The 20,331-nt window shown below is 38.0% G+C and carries 15 protein-coding genes; 7 read left to right on the top strand and 8 right to left on the bottom strand.

Going from position 1 to position 20,331, the window contains the following annotated elements:
- Positions 1-445: 445 nt before the first annotated feature.
- The 3 genes from AW17_RS05535 to AW17_RS05525 all read left to right on the top strand — a co-directional run bounded on the left by AW17_RS05535 (position 446) and on the right by AW17_RS05525 (position 4,775).
- Positions 446-1,801 carry a Gfo/Idh/MocA family protein gene (locus tag AW17_RS05535; RefSeq protein WP_029275129.1) on the top strand — a complete coding sequence of 452 codons (1,356 nt, stop codon included), beginning with the start codon at positions 446-448 and terminating at the stop codon, positions 1,799-1,801.
- Between the two features lie 96 nt (positions 1,802-1,897).
- A complete protein-coding gene (locus tag AW17_RS05530) occupies positions 1,898-3,262 on the top strand; it encodes a 3-keto-disaccharide hydrolase (protein WP_029275128.1) in 1,365 nt (454 codons plus the stop codon).
- 319 nt (positions 3,263-3,581) lie between these two features.
- On the top strand, positions 3,582-4,775 hold the full coding sequence (locus AW17_RS05525) for a Gfo/Idh/MocA family protein (RefSeq protein WP_029275127.1): 1,194 nt from the start codon (positions 3,582-3,584) through the stop codon (positions 4,773-4,775).
- A 437-nt stretch (positions 4,776-5,212) separates the two neighbouring features.
- Here AW17_RS05525 and AW17_RS05515 read toward each other — a convergent pair whose 3' ends face one another.
- The gene (locus tag AW17_RS05515; RefSeq protein ID WP_029275125.1) at positions 5,213-5,671 is read right to left on the bottom strand and encodes a type I restriction enzyme HsdR N-terminal domain-containing protein; all 459 of its coding nucleotides are present in this window, start codon (positions 5,669-5,671) and stop codon (positions 5,213-5,215) included.
- 225 nt (positions 5,672-5,896) lie between these two features.
- On the opposite strand from AW17_RS05515, the gene holA reads away from it, so the two are divergent.
- The 3 genes from holA to AW17_RS05500 all read left to right on the top strand — a co-directional run bounded on the left by holA (position 5,897) and on the right by AW17_RS05500 (position 11,273).
- Complete coding sequence (gene holA / locus AW17_RS05510) at positions 5,897-6,919, top strand: DNA polymerase III subunit delta (protein WP_029275124.1); 1,023 nt, start codon at positions 5,897-5,899, stop codon at positions 6,917-6,919.
- 136 nt (positions 6,920-7,055) lie between these two features.
- A complete protein-coding gene (locus AW17_RS05505) occupies positions 7,056-9,314 on the top strand; it encodes a glycosyl hydrolase family 95 catalytic domain-containing protein (protein WP_029275123.1) in 2,259 nt (752 codons plus the stop codon).
- 447 nt (positions 9,315-9,761) lie between these two features.
- Positions 9,762-11,273, top strand: coding sequence for a sulfatase family protein (locus tag AW17_RS05500; RefSeq protein ID WP_029275122.1), 1,512 nt, complete (start codon positions 9,762-9,764; stop codon positions 11,271-11,273).
- 83 nt (positions 11,274-11,356) lie between these two features.
- Here the strand turns inward: AW17_RS05500 and AW17_RS05495 are convergent, their stop codons facing one another.
- The 7 genes from AW17_RS05495 to AW17_RS05450 form a co-directional block, all read right to left on the bottom strand.
- Entirely contained in the window at positions 11,357-12,352 is a 996-nt protein-coding gene (locus tag AW17_RS05495; RefSeq protein WP_029275121.1) for a hypothetical protein, read from the bottom strand.
- A complete protein-coding gene (locus AW17_RS05490; protein ID WP_029275120.1) occupies positions 12,349-12,687 on the bottom strand; it encodes a hypothetical protein in 339 nt (112 codons plus the stop codon). The genes AW17_RS05495 and AW17_RS05490 overlap by 4 nt, the downstream gene beginning before the upstream one ends.
- Before the next feature lie 62 nt (positions 12,688-12,749).
- On the bottom strand, positions 12,750-13,427 hold the full coding sequence (locus AW17_RS05485; protein ID WP_029275119.1) for a carboxypeptidase-like regulatory domain-containing protein: 678 nt from the start codon (positions 13,425-13,427) through the stop codon (positions 12,750-12,752).
- The gene (locus tag AW17_RS05480) at positions 13,424-14,617 is read right to left on the bottom strand and encodes a 6-bladed beta-propeller (protein WP_029275118.1); all 1,194 of its coding nucleotides are present in this window, start codon (positions 14,615-14,617) and stop codon (positions 13,424-13,426) included. The genes AW17_RS05485 and AW17_RS05480 overlap by 4 nt, the downstream gene beginning before the upstream one ends.
- A gap of 459 nt (positions 14,618-15,076) precedes the next feature.
- The gene (locus AW17_RS05470) at positions 15,077-15,613 is read right to left on the bottom strand and encodes a hypothetical protein (protein ID WP_029275116.1); all 537 of its coding nucleotides are present in this window, start codon (positions 15,611-15,613) and stop codon (positions 15,077-15,079) included.
- 1,248 nt (positions 15,614-16,861) lie between these two features.
- Entirely contained in the window at positions 16,862-17,545 is a 684-nt protein-coding gene (locus AW17_RS05455) for an SMI1/KNR4 family protein (RefSeq protein ID WP_029275113.1), read from the bottom strand.
- Positions 17,546-17,573: 28 nt separating this feature from the next.
- On the bottom strand, positions 17,574-19,622 hold the full coding sequence (locus AW17_RS05450; RefSeq protein WP_029275112.1) for a hypothetical protein: 2,049 nt from the start codon (positions 19,620-19,622) through the stop codon (positions 17,574-17,576).
- Positions 19,623-20,040: 418 nt separating this feature from the next.
- Here AW17_RS05450 and AW17_RS05445 point away from each other — a divergent pair, with 418 nt between their 5' ends.
- Complete coding sequence (locus AW17_RS05445) at positions 20,041-20,277, top strand: EVE domain-containing protein (protein WP_425339086.1); 237 nt, start codon at positions 20,041-20,043, stop codon at positions 20,275-20,277.
- Positions 20,278-20,331 lie beyond the last annotated feature (54 nt).

Raw genomic sequence — 20,331 nt, 5'->3', positions numbered from 1 at the left:
TAATTATTTGCTGAAAATTATATCTTATTTACGCCTAATCCCGCTTTATCGTCCTGCTGAATTTATTTCAGCATCTTTTTAGCGTGAAAGACCCTGAAATAAATTCAGGGTGACGACCGTCTTAACAGAAAACTTGATTAAAACGCCACAAAATGAGATTTAATAATCGAGTTCAGGTTATTAGTTAATTAAAATTATCTCATTAAGAATAAATTATTTCAAACCTTTTCCTACATATCGATAAAAATATGTTATTGCCTTAAATACTGGCTTCCTGGCTATTTATTTAAGGTTAATACGATTGTAAGCCATTATTTCAAGATAAGGTTTCAAAAATATTACTTGCGAATATTTAAGGTTTGTTTTTATTAACCATATTTTAGATTTTATTTAAATGGTTTGTCAGATTAGCAAAATAAGAGATAATCTAACCTAATATCCTCAAATGGAAAATTCCAGAAGAAAATTTATTAAACAATCGGCAATATTTGCTGCAGCAACCTATGCAGGAACCATGGGTATGAGCGCCAAAAGTTATGGACGCATCATCGGTGCAAATGATAGGGTACGCGTGGGCCTTGTTGGGTTTTCTGATCGCTTTAAAGACACCCTTTTGCCTTGTTTCCTGAACCACAATAAGGAACTCAATTTTGATATCGTTGGCCTTTCTGATTTATGGAACTACCGGAGAGATTTAGGAATTGCCCATTTAAAACAAAAATTTGGTCACGATATTAAAGCCTGCCGTAACAACGATGAGCTTTATGCCACTAAAGATCTTGATGCTGTAATTATTAGTACCGCCGATTTTCAGCATGCACTTCACACCATCGAGGCCGTAAAAGCCAGCTGTGATGCTTATGTAGAAAAACCCTTTGCCGAAACTATGGACGATGCGAAAGCGGCATTTAAGGCTGTTAAAGCAAGCAAACAGATTGTACAGATTGGTTCGCAAAGAAGGAGTGGAGAGAATTATACCAATGCAGCAAAATTTATTCAGGATGGAAAATTTGGGCCGATAACTGCAGTAGATTTAGTTTGGAATGTAAACCAGCCAGGCAGATGGCGCAGACCTGATTTAGTAGCCAAATTAAAAGAAGAAGACATCGATTGGAAAAGATTCTTATTGAACCGACCAAACGAAGCCTTTGATCCAAGAAAATATTTAGAATACCGCTTGTTCTGGCCATATTCTTCAGGAATGCCCGGGCAATGGATGTCGCACCAGATTGATACCGTACACTGGTTTACCAATTTAAAACATCCGCGAAGTGTAGTGGCAAACGGAGGTATTTACACCTGGAAAGATGGCCGTAGAAACTGGGATTCGATGGTTGCCGTATTCGATTATGGTCAGCCCGATACAACAGATGGTTTCCAGGTTACTTTTACGTCAAGAATGCAGAATAGTGTAGGCGATGTGGGCGAGGTTTACTATTCTAACGGTGGTGAACTCAATTTAATTACGAATAAAGTATCGCCAAAAGGTGGTTTAAAGGAGAGAGAAGCTGCAGCCATGGGATTGAAAGCCAATCTTTTGCCTGAGTTCGATTTAAGCAAAACCGAAATTAAAGCGGCTACAGGAGCCAATATGGGTGGCGATGCGTTAACCTCTGGCCATATGCGCAACTGGATGGAATGTGTGCGTAGTCGTAAAACACCAAATGCACCAGTTGAAGCTGGTTATTCACATTCTATTGCCAATATCATGACCAATGCTGCGGTACGAACAGGTGCAAAAGCAATTTTCGATGAAAGCAGACAAGAAGTAATCGCAAACGGAAAAGTATTTAAATATTAAAAAAAATACCGTCATTGGGAGCGCAAAGCAATCAGACCTTCAAGAAAGATTGCTTCGTCATTCTTCCTCGCAATGACGGCAAGAAAAAAACCAATCATGTTAAATTTAAAAAAATATAGTATTCTAGCCCTTTCGCTAATCAGTTTATCAGCCGCTGCCCAAAAAGCTAAACCATTATTTGATGGCAAAACCTTAACCGGTTGGAAAGCAGTTGCAGGAGCAGCTCCGTACAAAGTTGAAGACGGAATGATTATCGGAACGATGACCAAAGGAACCCCAAATTCGTTCTTAATCACTGAAAAAGAATATGGCGATTTCATTTTAGAACTCGATGTGAAGCTGGAAGGTGAAACCACCAACTCGGGTGTGCAAACACGCAGCCATATTAAACCGGAAGGCAACAACGGTAAAGGATTGGTTTTTGGCAGGCAGGTAGAAATAGACCCTACACCAAGGGCATGGACAGGTGGGATTTACGATGAAGCCAGAAGATTATGGCTATATCCTTTAGAACTTAACCCATCGGCAAAACCACTGTATAAAAAGAATGAGTTTAACCATTACAAAATAGAATGTATTGGTAACGAAACCAAAACCTGGGTAAATGGCACACCTGTTGCCTACGTGATCGATACTTTGGATAAATCAGGATTTATCGGTTTGCAGGTTCATGGCATTGGCAATAACCTCGATAATGATGGTAAGAAAGTTTATTTCAAAAATATTAACATTCAAACAGAGGGCTTAAAAGCCAAAGCTTTTCCAAAAGGAATTTATACGGTTAATTTAACACCGAATACTTTATCTGCTTACGAAAAATCGGAAGGTTATAAACTTTTGTTCGATGGTAAAAGCAATGCAGGTTGGGTTGGTGCTTATAAAACTACTTTCCCTGCCAAAGGATGGAAGATTGCCGATGGCGTTATCAGTGTAGAGCCATCGGGTGGTGCAGAATCGACCAACGGCGGCGATATTGTAACTAAGGATGAATATGCAGCTTTTGATTTGTCGTTCGAGTTTAAACTTACCCCTGGCGCCAACAGTGGTGTAAAGTATTTTGTTACCCTGAGCGAAAAAAATACAGGTTCTGCTATTGGTCTCGAGTATCAGGTTTTAGATGATGTTTTACATCCAGATGCAAAATTGGGCAGAGATGGGAACAGAACTTTAGCTTCGTTATACGATTTAATGACTTCGAAAAAAGAAGCCCGTTACTTGCGCCCTATTGGAAGCTGGAACAATGGCCGTTTGGTTGTATACCCAAATAATAAAGTAGAACATTATTTGAATGGCGTAAAAGTTTTGGAATATACCCGTGGCTCTGAAGCGTTTAAAAAACTGGTTGCCATCAGTAAATACAAAGATTGGAAAAACTTTGGTGAGGCACCGAAAGGACACATCCTCCTTCAGGATCATGGTAACAAAGTAGATTTCAGGACGATTAAAATCAAGAATTTATAAGTTTACTGATTTGAAAACGAGCATTGGTTCAATATGGCGGTCTGCAGTCCCGCTTTCGCATATAGTCCTCGCTCGTACCTCACTGTGGGCTATTTAGCTCAATTGGGTTTATGGTTAACGGTTTGCATTGTAAACTGACCTAAAGGCACTGAAAGATTTAAATAGCCCTGACATACGCGAAAATACTTTTTGTTGCATTTTCGTTAATATTGCAAATGCTGGCAACAAAAAGATTGTAGCATTGGCGGGACTAGCCTTTAATAGTAGTAGGAGTTGTGCGCTCCAATTAAATAATAAGTAATATTTTAATCATTATAACATGCATCGTCGATCTTTTTTAAAACATACTACTTTGTTAGGTTCTGGTTTACTTGTTGGTAATCAGGGTTTTGCTAATTTGTTGGCTGATGAAATTATTAATGTGGCAATGATTGGTTGCGGCGATCGTGGCAAAGGTGTTTTGTCGGTAATTAAATCAATGCCTGCAAAGTATAAAATTAAAGCTTATTGCGATTTACTCGATTTTAGGCTTAAGGAAACCGAAAAGTATGTTCCTGCGGATGCAAAGGCCATAAAAGATTATCACAAAGTTTTAGACGATAAAACAATCGACGCGGTTTTTATTGCCACACCTTTAAGCGAACATTTCAGAATTGCCAAAGATGCGGTACTGGCTGGCAAACATGTGTATGTAGAAAAAACCATGACATACAATATTGCCCAGGCACTCGAACTTAAAAAACTGGTAAAACAATATCCCAATCAGGTTTTTCAGGTGGGTTATCAGTATCGTTATTCGCCTTTGTATTTTAAGGTGAAGGATATGGTCCAAAGTGGCTATTTGGGCAAAGTTAGCCAGATCGATTGCCGTTGGGACCGTAATGGCAATTGGCGTAGGGCAGTGCCAGATCCAGCTTTAGAACGTAAGATCAACTGGCGGATGTATAAAGAGTATTCTGGCGGATTAGCCGCCGAACTTTTATCGCACCAGATTGATTTTATCAATTGGGCTTTCGAAACGCAGCCTGATGAAATTATGGGATCGGGTGGGATAGATGTGTTTAAAGATGGGCGCGAAACCTACGATAATATTCAGGCCATTCTCCGTTATAACGAAAAAGGCATGATCGGCAATTTTGGGGCCACTTGCGGTAATGCACATGATGGTTACCTGTTTAAAATAAAAGGCACCAAAGGTTCGGTTTCTTTGCTTACCAACACCGGTTTGTTCTATCCTGAAGAAAGTGCCAAAAAAGAATTAGGCATAGTTGATGGTGTAACTGGGGCCACAAAGATTGTGGTAAATAAAGATGGTGGAATCCCGATTTTGGATAAAGCCACCATTGATGGTACAAATTATGCTCTAGATGAATTTTATAAATCGATAACAACCAGGAAAGAACCAGTATCAAATATCAATACCGGAACGCAGGCGGCTATCTGTGTGGCCATGTGTAACGAAGCCATTTATAGCGGGAATAAACAGGTTTGGAAGACGGAATATAGTGTTTAGGTGATCTGTCATCTGCACAAAATCGTCATTGCGAGAAGGCTTTTTCAGCCGACGAAGCAATCTAAAAGATAGATTAATAGCGATCGTTGTAAGATTGCTTCGTCGTTCCTCCTCGCAATGACGGAAAAAGAGAGAATTTTAATGCCCTTAATTTTTTGTAAAGCAGTTGCAGCAGATCTTTTTAAAGTTCGTCCTGCTTTCTGCTGCAATCTTTTTTGCCCTTCGACTCCGCTACCATTAACAGAATCCATCAGTACAGTCGTCATTCTCGCGCAGGCGGGAATCTTAAAGCGCTTGCATTACGATTCCCAATCGAGTTGTTCCAAAGGAACTCCCTTGGAGGGAATGACGATTCCTCGCAGCCTATGATTTACAAAAAAAACTGTCATTCATATTGATTTTTATACAATAAATTATCTCACAATGACAAACACTCCTTACAAGCCCAAATATTCAGGCATTTCCTGTACGAAGTTAAACTTACCCTTTTCAAGGTCCATCTTCGCATAAACATGTTGCAAACCATTGGTTAACACAATCCATTTCGCTTGATGGATAGAATTATAGCGCGAAGCCTGATCGAAAACCGATTGTGTAATCTTTACTTTGGGTGCCTTACATTCAATTAACATCAGCTTTTCGCCAGCCGTATTGTACACTAAAATGTCACTTCGCTTTTGTAATTGGTTTAGCACCAAACCACCTTCAATCTGGATCAATGTGCGTGGGAATTTCTTTTCCAAAATCAGGTTCTGTATAAAATGCTGACGGACCCATTCTTCGGGCGTAAGCACCAGGTGCTTTTTCCTCAACTCATCGAAAATAAATACCAGATCATCTTTTTGGGTAATTTTAAATGGATAAGGCGGTAGGTTAAGCGGGGTAGGGTTGAACATTTTCTCAGTTGGCAGTAATCAGTTTTCAGTTAACAGTTGGATGTTTTCCGTTAACAATGGAACAATCTATCAATTATTATCTGCCAAAGTTAATTAATTCTAAGATATGCAAGGAAATCTCCTATCTAACATCTCACCTCTCAAATCTAGTATCTCAAATCTCATATCTCTTAATTTATAAACATTTATCCAAATCGTTAAACCTAAATCGTAATTTTACGGGCAATGACTGCTGCCGAAATTATTAAAGATATTAAAGCCCGAAAATTCAAACCTGTATACCTATTACATGGAGAAGAATCTTATTATATCGATCAAGTAACAGATTATATTGAAGATAAGTTATTGAACGATGCCGAAAAAGGTTTCAATCAGACTGTTTTATACGGCAAAGATACCGATATGGCTACGGTTTTAGGTGCTGCAAAGCGATACCCGATGATGTCTGATTATCAGGTGGTAATTGTTAAGGAAGCACAGGATTTAAAGTGGGGCAAAGAAGATTCGAGCAGTAAAGAGGGCGAATTTGTGCTCAATTATTTTGAAAAACCTTTACCTAGTACCATATTGGTTTTGGCTTTTAAGTATGCGAACTTCGACAAACGAAAAAAAATCTATAAGGCAATTAATAAAAGTGGGTTGATCTTTCAGTCAGATCCTGTCCGCGATTATAAACTTGTACCATGGATTGAAGAATTTATTAAAGATAAAGGTTACAAGATCGATCAGCAGGCATCGGCTTTAATGGCCGAATATTTAGGGACCGACCTTTCTAAAATTGCCAATGAGATCGAAAAGTTAATGCTCAATGTTCCGAAAGAGACAACCATTAATACCGATCTGGTTCAGAAAAACATAGGCATTAGTAAAGAATATAATGTTTTCGAATTGCAGAAAGCACTGGCCATCCGCGATGTGCTGAAATGTAATAAAATTATCAATTACTTCGCCAGCAATCCTAAAGCCAACCCAACAGTAATGGTTTTGGCCAATTTAGGTGGTTACTTCACTAAGCTTCTAAAATATCACTATATCCCAAATAAGGCCGATGCGGCATCAGCTTTGGGTGTGCCTCCATTCTTTGTTAAAGATTATGAGGTAGCTGCAAGAAATTACAACACAGGAAAAGTTTTCCAGGTGATCGGTTTACTCCGCGAATACGATTTAAAAAGCAAAGGTTTAGATAGTACCGGAAATGTTGAAGATGGAGAACTCTTAAAAGAACTTGTTTTCAAAATTGTGCACTAATCTTTTTTTAGCAAAAATCTATTTTATATTACCCATCAAACGTTTGCGTAAATTTTAGCGATTTTATTGTAATTTAATATCATTATTTTAGAAATTAATACACGACCACAGGTGCTAACCATTTCTAAACAAACAAATGAAAACTAAATTTACCCTTTTCTTTTTACTCCTGTGCTTTTCTTTCGCAGGTTATGCCCAATCATTAAAACCTTATAATCTTTTCTTTCCTAAACTCGCCAACAGGTGGGATGAAGCCATGCCTTTGGGAAATGGTATGTTAGGTGTTTTAATCTGGGAAAAAAACAATAAACTACGTCTTTCTTTAGATCGTGCCGATTTATGGGACGAGCGCAAGGCGCTTGATATCTCGAAGCTTAATTTTAAGTGGGTAGAAGAGCAGGTTCATCAAAACAACTATGCTGCCGTTCAAAAAATAGGCGATGAGCCTTATGATAGAAGCCCATATCCAACCAAATTGCCTGCTGCGGCAATGGAATTTGATATTGCTAAACTAGGGAAGGTAGTATCGAACGAATTGGATATCGAAACGGCTTTAAATACGGTAAAATTTGAAAATGGTACTGTTTTTAACTGTTATATCCATGCCGCCCAGCAGCAGGGCTATTTTAGTTTCGAAAATCTTAAGTCTACGGCAATCATACCTAATTTGATTGTACATAATTACGCCAATAATTTGATAGAAAAAGGCGACAACAGTCATGCAGGAGAGGGTTTGCAAAAACTGGGTTATGCAAAAGGAACAGTTGCCAATACTGCAAATAGTGTCCGTTACCGTCAGCCTACTTATGATGGTCATTATTATGAAGTGTTGGTTAAATGGAAAACAATGGCGAACGGGAATGTAATCGGTTCCTGGACCATTAGTAATGATAAAGCTGCAAAATTACCTGGTATTTCTTCAAGGGCGAAAGAGCCGACGGGGTGGAATACACATACCAAATGGTGGAAAGATTTCTGGAATAAATCGAATATCTCTGTTCCGGATCAGCTTATTCAAAAACAATACTATTTAGAAATGTATAAATTAGGGTGTGTAGCCAGAAAAGGAGCACCTGCCATAACTTTACAAGCCGTTTGGACAGCCGATAATGGTAGTTTGCCACCCTGGAAAGGCGATTTTCATAACGATTTGAATACCCAATTGAGTTATTGGCCAACTTATACTGCTAACCACCTGACCGAAGGAGCTACTTTTACCGATTGGCTATGGAAAATCAGAGAACGAAATCTTACTTATACCAAGCAATATTTTGGTGTTGAGGGTTTAAATGTTCCGGGCGTAATTACATTAAATGGTGACCCAATGGGTGGGTGGATCCAATATGCGCTTTCGCCAACCGTAAGCGCATGGACCTCGCAACATTTTTATTGGCAGTGGAAATATAGCATGGATGATAGGTTTCTTAAAACCAGGGCCTATCCATATATTCATGAATCGGCAACCTATCTGGAGAACATTACAAGGTTAAAAGATGGCAAACGTTCACTGCCTTTAAGCTCTAGTCCAGAGTATAACGATAACAGTATCAAAGCCTGGTTCCTAAACTGGACCAATTTCGATTTGGCCTTAGCTAAATTTTTATTTAAAGCTGCGGCCGAAGTAAGCGAGGCGAACGGTAAAATTGACGAAAGTAAACATTGGACGGAAATGCTGAATCAATTACCAGGTTATGAAATAAATGAAACCGGTTTTACCATTGCCCCTGGATCTAATTTAACAAGTTCGCACAGGCACATGTCGCAGTATATGGCCATTTATCCGCTCGATTTGCTGGATGTTAACCACGAGCAGGATAAAGCCATTATTGATAATTCCTTAAAACGGTTAGAAGAAATTGGCACAAGAGCATGGTGTGGTTATTCTTTTAGCTGGATGGCTTCTATATATGCAAGGGCTTACCAAGCCGATAAGGCGGTAAAGCAATTGGAAATTTTTGCATCCAATTTCTGTTCGTCGAACAGTTTTCATTTAAATGGCGATCAAAAAGGAGGGCAGTACTCAGACTTCACCTATCGCCCGTTTACTTTAGAAGGCAATTTTGCCTTTGCACAGGGTGTTCAGGAACTTTTATTGCAAAGCAGAAATGGTTATATACAGGCATTCCCAGCTGTACCACAAAGTTGGAAAGATGTAGCTTTTAATAATTTACGTGCTGAAGGCGCCTTTTTAGTAAGCGGAAATAAAGAAAACGGTGTGCCAACAAAAGTAAAAGTATATGCAGAAAAAGCGGGCGTACTTAGAATTAAACTGCCTTTTAAAACCTATGTGGTAAGAGATATACCTGCTGGAAGTGTAAAAATGGGCGATGATGGAATTGCCGAAGTGAGCCTGAAAAAACAACAGACCATCGTTTTTGAAAATGGATATGAATAATATCCTTAACTAGAATGATGAATTAACCGCAAAGAACGCTAAGGGTTTCGCAAAGTAAGCAAAGGACTAAGCTGATGTTATTAAGCGTGAGGGATAGAAGCGGAAAGCCCACAGCGAGGCACGAGCGAGGACTTGCAGCGCATAGCCCGACCCCTTGCTCAGCTTGGGGGCACGCCCAAAATACACGATGCATCAGTATAAATTAAAGTATATTTTGTACCACACGTTACAGTACTTGGAGATGCAAAGAAGATCATTTTTAAGCAACGTAACGATAAATTAATCATAACTGTTAGGGTAGATAGTAAATTCCGTTTTCCAAAAGTATATAAAATAACAGGCATTTTGTAAATTTACGGGTATACGGTACGCATCATACCCAGCTTAGCAAGAAGCTAAAAACGTTAATAATAAACCTTTTATATACGATTCATATCAAAATCATCAATGAGAAAAATAATATTAATCACTGCGCTGTTATGCTGCAAACTAGCTTATGCCCAGCAAAAACCCAATATTGTAATCATCATTTCTGATGATCATGCTTTTCAGGCAATAAGCAGTTATGGTAGTAAATTAACGCAAACACCCAATATCGATCGTATTGCCCGGTCGGGGGTAACCTTTAACAAAGCTTATGTAACCAATTCTATTTGCGGACCGAGCAGGGCCGTTATATTAACAGGATTGTATAGCCATAAAAATGGCTTCAAAGATAATGAAACCTCTCATTTTGATCATGGACAGGATAATTTTGCCAAACACCTTCAGTCTGGCGGATATCAAACAGCCTGGATAGGTAAGTTGCACCTGGGCGATAAGCCTCAGGGATTTGATTATTACAGCATCCTACCCGATCAGGGGCAGTACTACAACCCCGATTTTATCGGCATGGATGGTAAAACCGTGCATAAAGAAGGTTATGTAACCAATCTCATAGAAGATGCCTCTGAACAGTGGTTAGATAATAGAGACCAATCGAAGCCCTTCTGTTTGGTTATTGGGCACAAAGCTACGCATCGCACCTGGCTTCCGGATACGGCTGATATGGGGAAATTCGATAAAGTGAAATTCCCTTTGCCTAAAAATTTTTACGACAATTATGTAAACCGGGAAGCGGCAAAAGTACAGGATATGACCATTGATAAAACCATGTTAATGGGCTACGACCTTAAAATGCTTTCTTATAGCAAAAATGGAGAGGGTAGCGTTAACCGAATGAACTTAGCACAAAGGGCCAGGTTCGATGCCTACTACAAGCCAATCGAAGCAGATTTAAAAAGCCGGAATTTAACAGGCAAAGCTTTGGTTGAATGGAAATATGAACGTTATATGCGCGATTATTTAAGCACAGCAGCATCGCTCGACCGGAATATTGGCCGTACGCTCGATTACCTTGAAAAACATAATCTTACTAAAAACACCATTGTAATCTACCTTTCAGATCAAGGTTTTTATTTAGGCGAGCATGGTTGGTTTGATAAACGTTTTATGTATGAAGAATCTTTCAGAACACCAATGATCATGCGTTACCCCGGTGTGATTAAGCCAGGAAGTGAAAACGGAACATTTGTAATGAATCTCGATATTGCGCCAACCTTGCTTGATGCCGCAAAACTTAAAATACCACAAGCTATGCAAGGGAAATCGATGCTGCCTTTGTTTCAATCAAAAAAAGTAGCATTCAGGGATGCCATGTTTTATCATTATTATGAAAATGGTGAACATTCGGTATCTCCTCATTTTGGTGTTAGAACCGAACGATATAAATTAATCCGCTTTTACAAACGCGTGAATACCTGGGAGTTGTACGATCTAAAAAAGGATCCCTCAGAAGAAAATAATTTATATGGTAAAAAAGGATATGCAGGTATTGTTGCGCAATTAAAAGGCAAATTAAACAAGCTTATCGATCAATATGACGACCAGGATGCCAAAAGTATTATGGCAGAACTTTAAATATTTTATTCGAAGAGAATACCTCGAGGCTTGCCTCGGGGTTGTTTTATTGATGGTTAACATCTGGTAGTTTTCTATAGACCTTATTCTGTTCTGCCTGTAACAGCTATGGCCAATTTTACTTTATCCGGACTTATTTTCCAATTTCCTGAATAATCTTTCACAAAAAATGTAACGTCTTTACCCTTGATTGGTTCGACTCCTACATAAGGTTTGAAACCGGTCAGTTTGGTTGAGGAAAACGTGCTGTATGAGATCTGACTTGCATTATCTATGTTGGGCAGCCATTGTATGGCGACAAAGAAATCGCCTTTTGGTATGATAATTTTATATTTCGAAAGATTCGCCACGATCTTGTTTGAGTTTTCCGCAGTTACATTGATTTCCTCATTGCATAGATCTTCAGCGGGAAAACCAGTAGCATCGGCGCGATAGATCCTGACCCTCAAAGTAGTATTTTGCAAATCTTGATACTTGTAAACTCTGCTGTTATCTCCACCAGGAGAATCTCCATCTCTATAGTTGTAAGTGAAAATAAGACGGTTATTCTCCGTAATTGCTAGCTCTACGTTAAACAGGAGCTGGGCAACAGAAATTTTTTCCAGCATATAACGTTCTGCGGGATTATAGAAACGTTGAGCCGCCTGTTGGTATGGTAAAGGGTTAAACGGATCTGGAAAACCCACGTAATGCTTCACATGGGCGATGTTAAACTCGTTAAGTGTTAATTTTTTATTGCCTTTGATCTGTTTAAAACCGCTTGCTGTTGCCTTTTTTTGGACCAGTTGAACCCTGCCATATTCTGCGTCTTTTATCCTGATTTTTTTTGATAAGTAGTTTTGCATCTCGACGTAGATCGAATCGGTTTTGGCCGCTAGCAGGTCCACTTTCCCCTGCTTATCGGCCATGGTATAGGTTAGTCTGGCCTTACAGGATACCAGAGCGCCAATAATAGGTTTTTTCGTTGTGCTGTCGGTGATTAAAATCGCAACACGGTTGATTTCCTGGCCTTGTAAGGACGGTATCTGCCCAAACAAAGCAAAAGCACAGAATAGAACCAGGTATTTAAGCATTTTCATTTGTAGTAGGAGATATTTACGGACAGTGCAATTTCCCGGGAAGCATCGCCTGCGGGTTTATCCAGGGCATACCACTTTCCGTCTTGTCTGATAAAGCGGTTGCTTGTTTTATCGGCAGATTGCGGATATAGCGCAATAAAAGGTTCGTAGCCAATGGTATATTGCGGGATGAAAACATTCTGAACATTGTAGGTCACCATTTTATGGCCGATTTTATAGGTCTGGTTCTGGAGATCATAAAGCCATTCTATGATAACAAAAAACCTTGAGCCAGGAGGACGGATGTTCAGCTTCCGCAGGTCGATCTGGTTCAAAGTCTGATAACTGTCCAACATTACTTCTATCTTTCTGTAGTAGTGCAATGTGTCGGGACCATGGGTTATAGAATCTACGCCTGTTATATAAATATTAACCTTCGATGTATCGAGGTGCTTTTCCGGTTAAAATAAAGGTCGTCGTCAATTGGAAATAAAGTAGTTCGACCATTTGGTGAAAAAAGTGGTTTGACTGGCGGAGAATGTTTTTGCACAAAACGGCCAAGGGTAATATACTCCAGTTTAAAATCACTGGCCGTCGTCTCAAACAGTTTTGCAATGGGCCGTGGTGAGGAAACGAACAGCTCCTGTATTTCCTTTTTAACGCTATAGTTGACCTGATCATAAGAAAACTTACCTAAAACTTCAAATTGTTTCTTCACGCTGATCTTTACTTCGTTTAGCATATAGTTATCTTCTTTCAACAGTACAGTCTGTCCATTTATAAAGTTCGTGGTAGGTATTTTTTTGGTATCATATCCGATATAGCTGAAGATTAGGGTATCTGCTTGTTCATTGGCATGGATTTCGAAAATCCCTTTTTCGTTTGATATGGAATCTCTTTGCTGTTGCTGTAGTTTTATTGTTACCATTGCAAGGGGTTTTTTTTCGTTTTCACTGATCACCGTTCCCTTGTAAACTATTTGCCCGTGGGCAGTACCAAACTGAAATGAAAAGGAGAATAGTACCAGTATAAAAGCTAGCTGCCGTTGTGAAAACTTATTCACGAAGCACGGGTTGCATGATACAAGATTTTTCATATCCCTTTAGCAAAAAAGTTTTTAGGAAAAATGAGCTTTTTTGGATAAAGTTTGACCAGGACCGGATTATCCCGGCTTCTGATGCTTTCGAATAAACTGCGGGATTGCGCAGTAAAGGGCGGGAGTTTTTCTGCCCTGGCTATTTGCTGATAAGATTTTAAGAGATAGGCGGCTGGAAGATGGCTGATGAAACAAGTGCTATCTGAGGCGATAAGGTTGGTTCCGGTAGGTAAAAAATGGGTGAGCTTCTCGCCATACTTCAAATTATCTAAATTTACCAGCACATTGGTGGCTTTGTTGTATGTAAAATTCTTAAAGCCTTTGCTGCTTACAGTCTGAAATGATAAGTTGCCATTTACCTCATAGATATTATTGATACCAAAGATGCAAGGATTTGTTTTTACATACTTTTTGATGTCTTGGTCTTTCTCTCTTTTTTGCGGAAGTGCAAACTCACCTACATTGATATGGTAAATTAGGTCTGCTTTCTTATTTTTGAGCAGAAAAATATCAGTACTATAATTCGGAGAAAAGTAAGTCAAGGTATTACTCGTATAGAAATTTTTTCCTGAACTAAACACGTCTTGTTTCGTTAGTTTGCTCTCCTTTGCATCCAGTAAAGTACTGATATTATTTTTTTCGTCGATACATATGAGGTTTGCATCGGTTAGTGGCGCTGGATTGTCTTTTCTATAAGCTAGAAAAAAAAGTGAAGCATTCTTATCAATTTGATGTGCATTTTTATAGCTCAGTTTTATCTTTTCTGGAGCTACTTTACTAGTAGAAATGGAATATCTATTGATAACTGTATGCGAACTTAGATCTCGAAAACTTATCACGTCATCATATACCCAAAATTCTGATGCATTCACGCTATCAATTTTTTTAAAAAACTTTCCATTTTTCAAGTAGATTGAAATAGATTTTGAATCGTGGTCTAATATGATAAAATATTTATCGGTTACTTCCAGCTGGTCAATCTTGGCAATTAAATTATGCTGGGTAGTTTGTAAGGGGACATACACTACGGAGTCATACAAATTTTTAGAATCGACGAAGGTGGTGCCGTTTACTACCGTATTTGTTTTGATTTCGTTTATGTTCTTTTTTAAAGAAGATTTGGGCTTTTGTTTACACGAGGCTATAACGAGAATTAGCAATAGCCCAGAAGTAATTCTGGTTAATTTCATAAGTGCGTTCAAGTAGATATTAGATTATCGAATATATATATTCTATTTTAATAATAAAATAGTTCGAATAACTATAATGCCAGCACGAAAGAGCTTTTTTATAGCAGATATTATTGCAGTGACATCTACAGGGACGAAGCCAGTGGACTGCAATTGGCCTATAAGATTATCTTTCCATATGCAAACAGTTTGCCGACAGATTTTATTTCCAGCCCCATCTACAAAAACAAACGGTTCGAATATTTCCAGAACCATAACACACCGGTTTATGGTGTAGGCAATGTTTAAACTCTAATTAATCTCTGCTAAGCACAAGTCATCCAGCTCGCTAGCGTAGAACCTAAGACTTGCGCTAGTAATGGATTAACCACCCCGCCCTTTGGCCCCCCCCTCCTAAATTAGGAGGGGAGTTTTCCCTCATAGCTGTATAAGTTAAATGGCCAATTAAAATTTGAATGTTTATAGTGTAGCTGCTAAACCAATAGTTTCATTATACTCATAACACTCAACAACATTACACCAGGCATCGCAGTCTGACAGCCAATCATAAATCATTTTATATTTAGCAGTAATTTCGGCAGAAAATTTTAAGGTTGCGCCTTCAAAATCATCCTCCTGAAAGATGTAGGCATTTAATCCAACGTATAATAGTTCGGAAAGATGCTCCACATCAAATTGGCCAACAGCTTGTAGGTTATAATCCAGGTTTATGGCATAACGCTGAAAGGTTTCTTCATTGGATAAAAGTTTTGTTTTGGTAAGCAGGCTGATGATATTGTTTACATCATAAAGGGCGTTGGCAATGGTAATGGGTTTGTGTTTGCCCGAGCGAGGATCAGGCCCGATAGCTGCGCTAAGCATTTCAGTAAGGAATTGATTAACTTCTGACAAACCAATCATATCGAAATAGGCTTCCATCAGTTTCCGGAATTCTGTTACAGCTGCTACCTGATTTGGGAGCTGTGTGTTTGGGTTTTTACAATTGTTAGTCTGCATAACATTGAAAATTAAAGTTCCTGGACGCTGCAGACTAACAAATAACTCTTTTCAGAGAAATTAGAAAATGCGTTTCTAAAACGCTCGTCCAGGAATATTTTTAAAATTTAATTTTGAAAATTGATCTCTCTTAGCTAGGTGAAAAAATATGTTATTTATTAATCTGCACCACTAAGATAAATACAATAAAATCATTCACGAAATCTTTTTGAAGAATAACGCGTAAATGAAGGTAATTCAGAACTTGCAGTTGATAGTTCTTTCAGCGCAGTTAACAACATTATACTTGCAGTTGGTAGGTTTATGCTTGCAGTTGATAGTTCTATACTTGCAGTTAATAGTTCTATCAGCGCAGTTAACAACATTATACTTTCAGTTGGTAGTTCTATACTTGCAGTTGATAGTTCTATACTTGCAGTTAACAACATTATACTTGCAGTTCGTAGGTTTATACTTGCAGTTGATAGTTCTATCAGCGCAGTTAACAACATTATACTTGCAGTTTGCAGGTTTATGCTTGCAGTTAGTAGTTCTATACTTTCAATTCATGGTTGTGAACTTGTAGTATGTTATTCAAAGTTTTAGTAAGTAACTCAAACTAAGTAGAAGGCTGTATAAATATTGCAATAAGTAATATCAGTTTCGGAATAGGTTACCCAGTATTATGAAAATCAATAATGAAAGCACAAGTCATCCAGCCCGTTAGCCTAGGCACAAAGACTTGCGCTAGTAGGGGGCAATTAAATCTCTGCTAAGCGCAAGTCATCCAACCCACTAGCGTAGATGCTAAGACTTGCGCTGGTAGTGCTGACCTAATAAAAATAAGTGATTTGATTACAAATAATTTATTTCGATAAGATGCCTCCAGATTGGCCCAGTAATTAAAGAAAATATTAACGAGGCAACAAAAAAGCTGATCCCGATAATATATTTAGTCTTTCTATCTAACTTATAGAATAGAAGGGATGAACATGTTCCGAGCAAAGATAAAAAATAACCTATCGTATTAACTTTATTCAGCATCTTAAGAATCTTAATATAATTATTGTCGGCATTATAATGAGCACTAATAGAAAATACAGGAGGATTTTTTACTGGCATAAACATGGCATCTTTTATGTAATGAAAGATGCCATGGGAGCCAAACAGAAATTGCAATAACTCAATTGTACAGATTGATAAGGCTATGATATAAAAAACTTTTAAACTTTTCATACCGTGCTGATTAATCTGTGGACAATATTTTTATCAATCACCAAAAAGTTCATCATTTTCCTTTTCCATAGCTACCCAGCTCAACCAATAACCTTTACCAGTTTTTCCTGCGCCAGTTGGGTCAATCTGAAAAAAATCAGGGATAATTTCAAAGTTCTTCCTGGTTTCTACCTCTTGGATATAATGCGTAAAACACTCTAAAAGCTTAGGAAAGGAAGAAAAAACAATTTCACTTAACCCATCCATATCCCCGCCATACTCATGATCATAAACTCTAATTGAATATTCATTATCTTTTACTTCATACCTACCATCAAATACTAATGGACCAGCGTCATTGCCCTCATCACCAAAAGGATATAGTTTAGCCTCAATAAGATCCTTTGCCAACGAATAATCCAAGTTGTCAATAATCTGTTGTAAGGGTTCAGTTGGCGATGAAACAGGAAGACCCATGAGCTGACATGAACAATCCAGAAAAAAATATTGCTTGTGCCACTCAACAAAACTTTTAGGGAATTTTACACCAAATTTCTCCTCAACTTGGCGATAATTACTATTGGTTAATGTTCCCTCAATGGGTTTCCAGGTGTACCACCCTTCTTCATCAACAGGTGTAGCCATCATGTTTTTTGGAGTTTTTTCCTCCCCATATACACTACGTAATCTGCTAAAATTAAAATAAGAAGTAAAAAAAGTATTTATTATTTCATCCATGGCTTATTCTGATAAGTAAAATTCAAGCCTAAAATATCTGTTTTTTTGTTAAGCTATTGGTGCGATGGTTTATGACATCAATATCCTCTACATATGTGGCTATTTTAAAAACACCCATATACCGCCTTTCATCTTCATCCCAAATATAATCTTCAAATGCATCATAAGTAACAATTGCTCTAGTTATAGTACCACTTGAATTTTTGAATATACTTTGCTCTGTAATTTCAAAATAGAAATTTTGTATTGGTTCTTTATACAATTTACCAATTTCATCATGAGATCCAAAACCATTTACAAATGCATCAGGGTTACCTGTTCTTATGTCAGTTACAATTGAAAATAATTCCAAGAACGGCCCTAGAGAATTCAACCTCCCCCCTAAATTTGCTAACCTACCATTTATCCTAGCCCTGTGTAAAATGCTAGTCCATTTTTGATGTACTTTTTGAGGAATAGCAAAAGCCATATTACGTTGTTTATGATGGTGATGAACTAATTGATTGTACAAATATGACTTGTGGGTAGGATTATATTTGATCCATTGATAATCGACTTTAATTGATTTAAAGTCATTATTTTTAATGAATGCTCTATTATCTGCACTAAACATTTCGGGTCTTTTTTTAATCAGTTGATCCCAAAAATATTTTGCATTTCTTGGATTGCCATGGACAGTAGTGCCATTTCTGGGCGTGGCTGGGGTCATATCAATACCCATGTTTTTTATATAATACGCTTCGGGTATAGGGTCATTAGGCACCCCTTGTTGCACCATTTCTATATCAATAATACCCAACTCATTTTCATCATCATACCATTCTTGGCCGTAGATTACATCAAAATTGTCTGGTATATATATCGGTGAGTTTTCATTATAAACCCCATTGAGTAAATCTATAAATGCTTGATTAAAACTAATAGGGTTTCCTATCAAATAACTAATACCCCAAATAGCAAAATTCCTATTCTCTGTAGTTGGCCCATTTGTTGTCAAGTAAGTCACAAATGCATTAGTAGCCTCATTATGGCTTATAATATATTGTTTTCTACTATCATCAGAAATTGATAGAATATTAAATAGATATTGAGCGTTTGATGATATTGATGGGTCTGATCCCTCAGGCATTATAGGATCGCAAGGAGTAGGCGGTAGCACGGCTAACCTTGTGCCTCTTTCAAAGTAAACCGAAACAGGAGGCGTTCCACCATCACAAGGATTATACGTTGGTGGGGGAGTTGGTACGGTACCTCCTCCTCCTCCGCCTCCACCCTCGATTGTTGGTCCCGCCGGAGCACAATCTACACCGGTAGTCCGCTCTAACGAATAGTAAGGAAGGAAACCTCCCGCTTCTGGTATACCACCTACTTCCCATGGACAGCTGCCTGGCCAATCACCTGTAGAACATTGATGGGGAACCACAGTATAAATATCATAAATTTCGCACTCCCCAGGTGCTAAGCTTATAATATTTGGTGCACCAAAAGGACTACTAATACTAGCTATAATTTTTCCCTTTAACCCATTCTCTTGTTTAAAATTTGTTGTATTTATGGTTTTTGTGTCAAGAAGAACATCATTAAGGTTTATTTTATTAAATACAGTGTTATCTTTAAATGCAATTGCATGTCCGGCTCTCCATCTATCTATCCATTCCTTAGATGGATAATAGGTGCTCAAAAATGCAGTAGTTTTTTCCTTTACAACTTGTATAGTTAAGTTTTGAAAGACCGTTGCTCTAGGTGTTTGAGGCCTTATGCTAATCACATAACTCAGCGTATCTCCTAAATGAAGTAATTTTACACTGTCCATTACCAAGCTTAGGTTGCCTGCTAAAGTCTCTGTACTCATAACTTTTTCTTTAGCTCCTGTGAGTACGGTGCTTAAGCTGCCTGTGGCTTTTAGGTTAATTGAATTAATAAATTCCCGATAAGTGATATTCCTTACCTTAGATGAAATTATAGAATTATTATTTTTTTGTAGAAGGATTTCCTTTTTACAACCTTGTACCAGGAATAGGCACATTAGAATCAGACAAGCCATCGCTTTGCCTCTGTAGAGCATTAATTTATTCATCGTTAACTTAAATTTAAAAATTGAGAGGATGCTAGGACAAATGTATAGCAACAGGATTGTTACTTAAAGCAGGGGTGCCTAATTTTACACCAAATCAAACAGGAGGGCCATTTGTGTTTTATAGAAACATATTTCCGCTTGAAAAATTACATAAACACCGATATCGCTAAATAATACTCACCTCCTACGAACTGAGAAAATGTGTGAGAACTAGTAGCTGTGAAACAGCGAGATTCGATCCATGTTTTAACACAAGCGCAGCATTTTCGATTACGCAGGTGAGCTAAAAAGCGGAGACTGACTAGATTTATCAAGGATGAAGTACAGCGCTTAATCTCCTTATATTTCCTCCATTTTTTTCAACCTATTTCCTATTCCATTCCGTTTTGTTAGTTTTGAGCTTTAAATAAAAAATAAGATGAATCATTGGTTAGTAAAATCAGAACCTTTTAAATACAGTTGGGAGAAATTTAATCAGGATGGCCGTACCTTTTGGGATGGTGTGCGTAATTATCAGGCCCGGAATAACCTAAAAGCCATGCAAGAAGGAGATTTGGTGCTTTTTTATCATAGTAATGAGGGTAAAAACGTGGTGGGTATTGCAAAAGTAGTAAGGGAGTTTTATCAAGCAATTACTCAAATATTGCCCTTTTAAAACTAAAAGTAGCATTTTTTACCCTTCATTTGTCGGCTCTTTTGTCGGCTCTTT

Origin of the sequence: Pedobacter borealis DSM 19626 (genome assembly GCF_000708285.2) — a bacterium.
Lineage (GTDB): Bacteria > Bacteroidota > Bacteroidia > Sphingobacteriales > Sphingobacteriaceae > Pedobacter > Pedobacter borealis.
The sequence above is the reverse complement of the archived record's forward strand: the minus strand, read 5'-3'. Positions and strand labels throughout refer to the sequence as shown.

Bases quoted from the DNA above. Each gene is read 5' to 3' on its own strand.
- AW17_RS05535 (WP_029275129.1), top strand. From the start codon at position 446: ATGGAAAATTCCAGAAGAAAATTTATTAAACAATCGGCAATATTTGCT.
- AW17_RS05530 (WP_029275128.1), top strand. From the start codon at position 1,898: ATGTTAAATTTAAAAAAATATAGTATTCTAGCCCTTTCGCTAATCAGT.
- AW17_RS05525 (WP_029275127.1), top strand. From the start codon at position 3,582: ATGCATCGTCGATCTTTTTTAAAACATACTACTTTGTTAGGTTCTGGT.
- AW17_RS05515 (WP_029275125.1), bottom strand. From the start codon at position 5,671: ATGTTCAACCCTACCCCGCTTAACCTACCGCCTTATCCATTTAAAATT.
- holA (WP_029275124.1), top strand. From the start codon at position 5,897: ATGACTGCTGCCGAAATTATTAAAGATATTAAAGCCCGAAAATTCAAA.
- AW17_RS05505 (WP_029275123.1), top strand. From the start codon at position 7,056: ATGAAAACTAAATTTACCCTTTTCTTTTTACTCCTGTGCTTTTCTTTC.
- AW17_RS05500 (WP_029275122.1), top strand. From the start codon at position 9,762: ATGAGAAAAATAATATTAATCACTGCGCTGTTATGCTGCAAACTAGCT.
- AW17_RS05495 (WP_029275121.1), bottom strand. From the start codon at position 12,352: ATGAAAATGCTTAAATACCTGGTTCTATTCTGTGCTTTTGCTTTGTTT.
- AW17_RS05490 (WP_029275120.1), bottom strand. From the start codon at position 12,687: ATGTTGGACAGTTATCAGACTTTGAACCAGATCGACCTGCGGAAGCTG.
- AW17_RS05485 (WP_029275119.1), bottom strand. From the start codon at position 13,427: ATGAAAAATCTTGTATCATGCAACCCGTGCTTCGTGAATAAGTTTTCA.
- AW17_RS05480 (WP_029275118.1), bottom strand. From the start codon at position 14,617: ATGAAATTAACCAGAATTACTTCTGGGCTATTGCTAATTCTCGTTATA.
- AW17_RS05470 (WP_029275116.1), bottom strand. From the start codon at position 15,613: ATGCAGACTAACAATTGTAAAAACCCAAACACACAGCTCCCAAATCAG.
- AW17_RS05455 (WP_029275113.1), bottom strand. From the start codon at position 17,545: ATGGATGAAATAATAAATACTTTTTTTACTTCTTATTTTAATTTTAGC.
- AW17_RS05450 (WP_029275112.1), bottom strand. From the start codon at position 19,622: ATGAATAAATTAATGCTCTACAGAGGCAAAGCGATGGCTTGTCTGATT.
- AW17_RS05445 (WP_425339086.1), top strand. From the start codon at position 20,041: ATGAATCATTGGTTAGTAAAATCAGAACCTTTTAAATACAGTTGGGAG.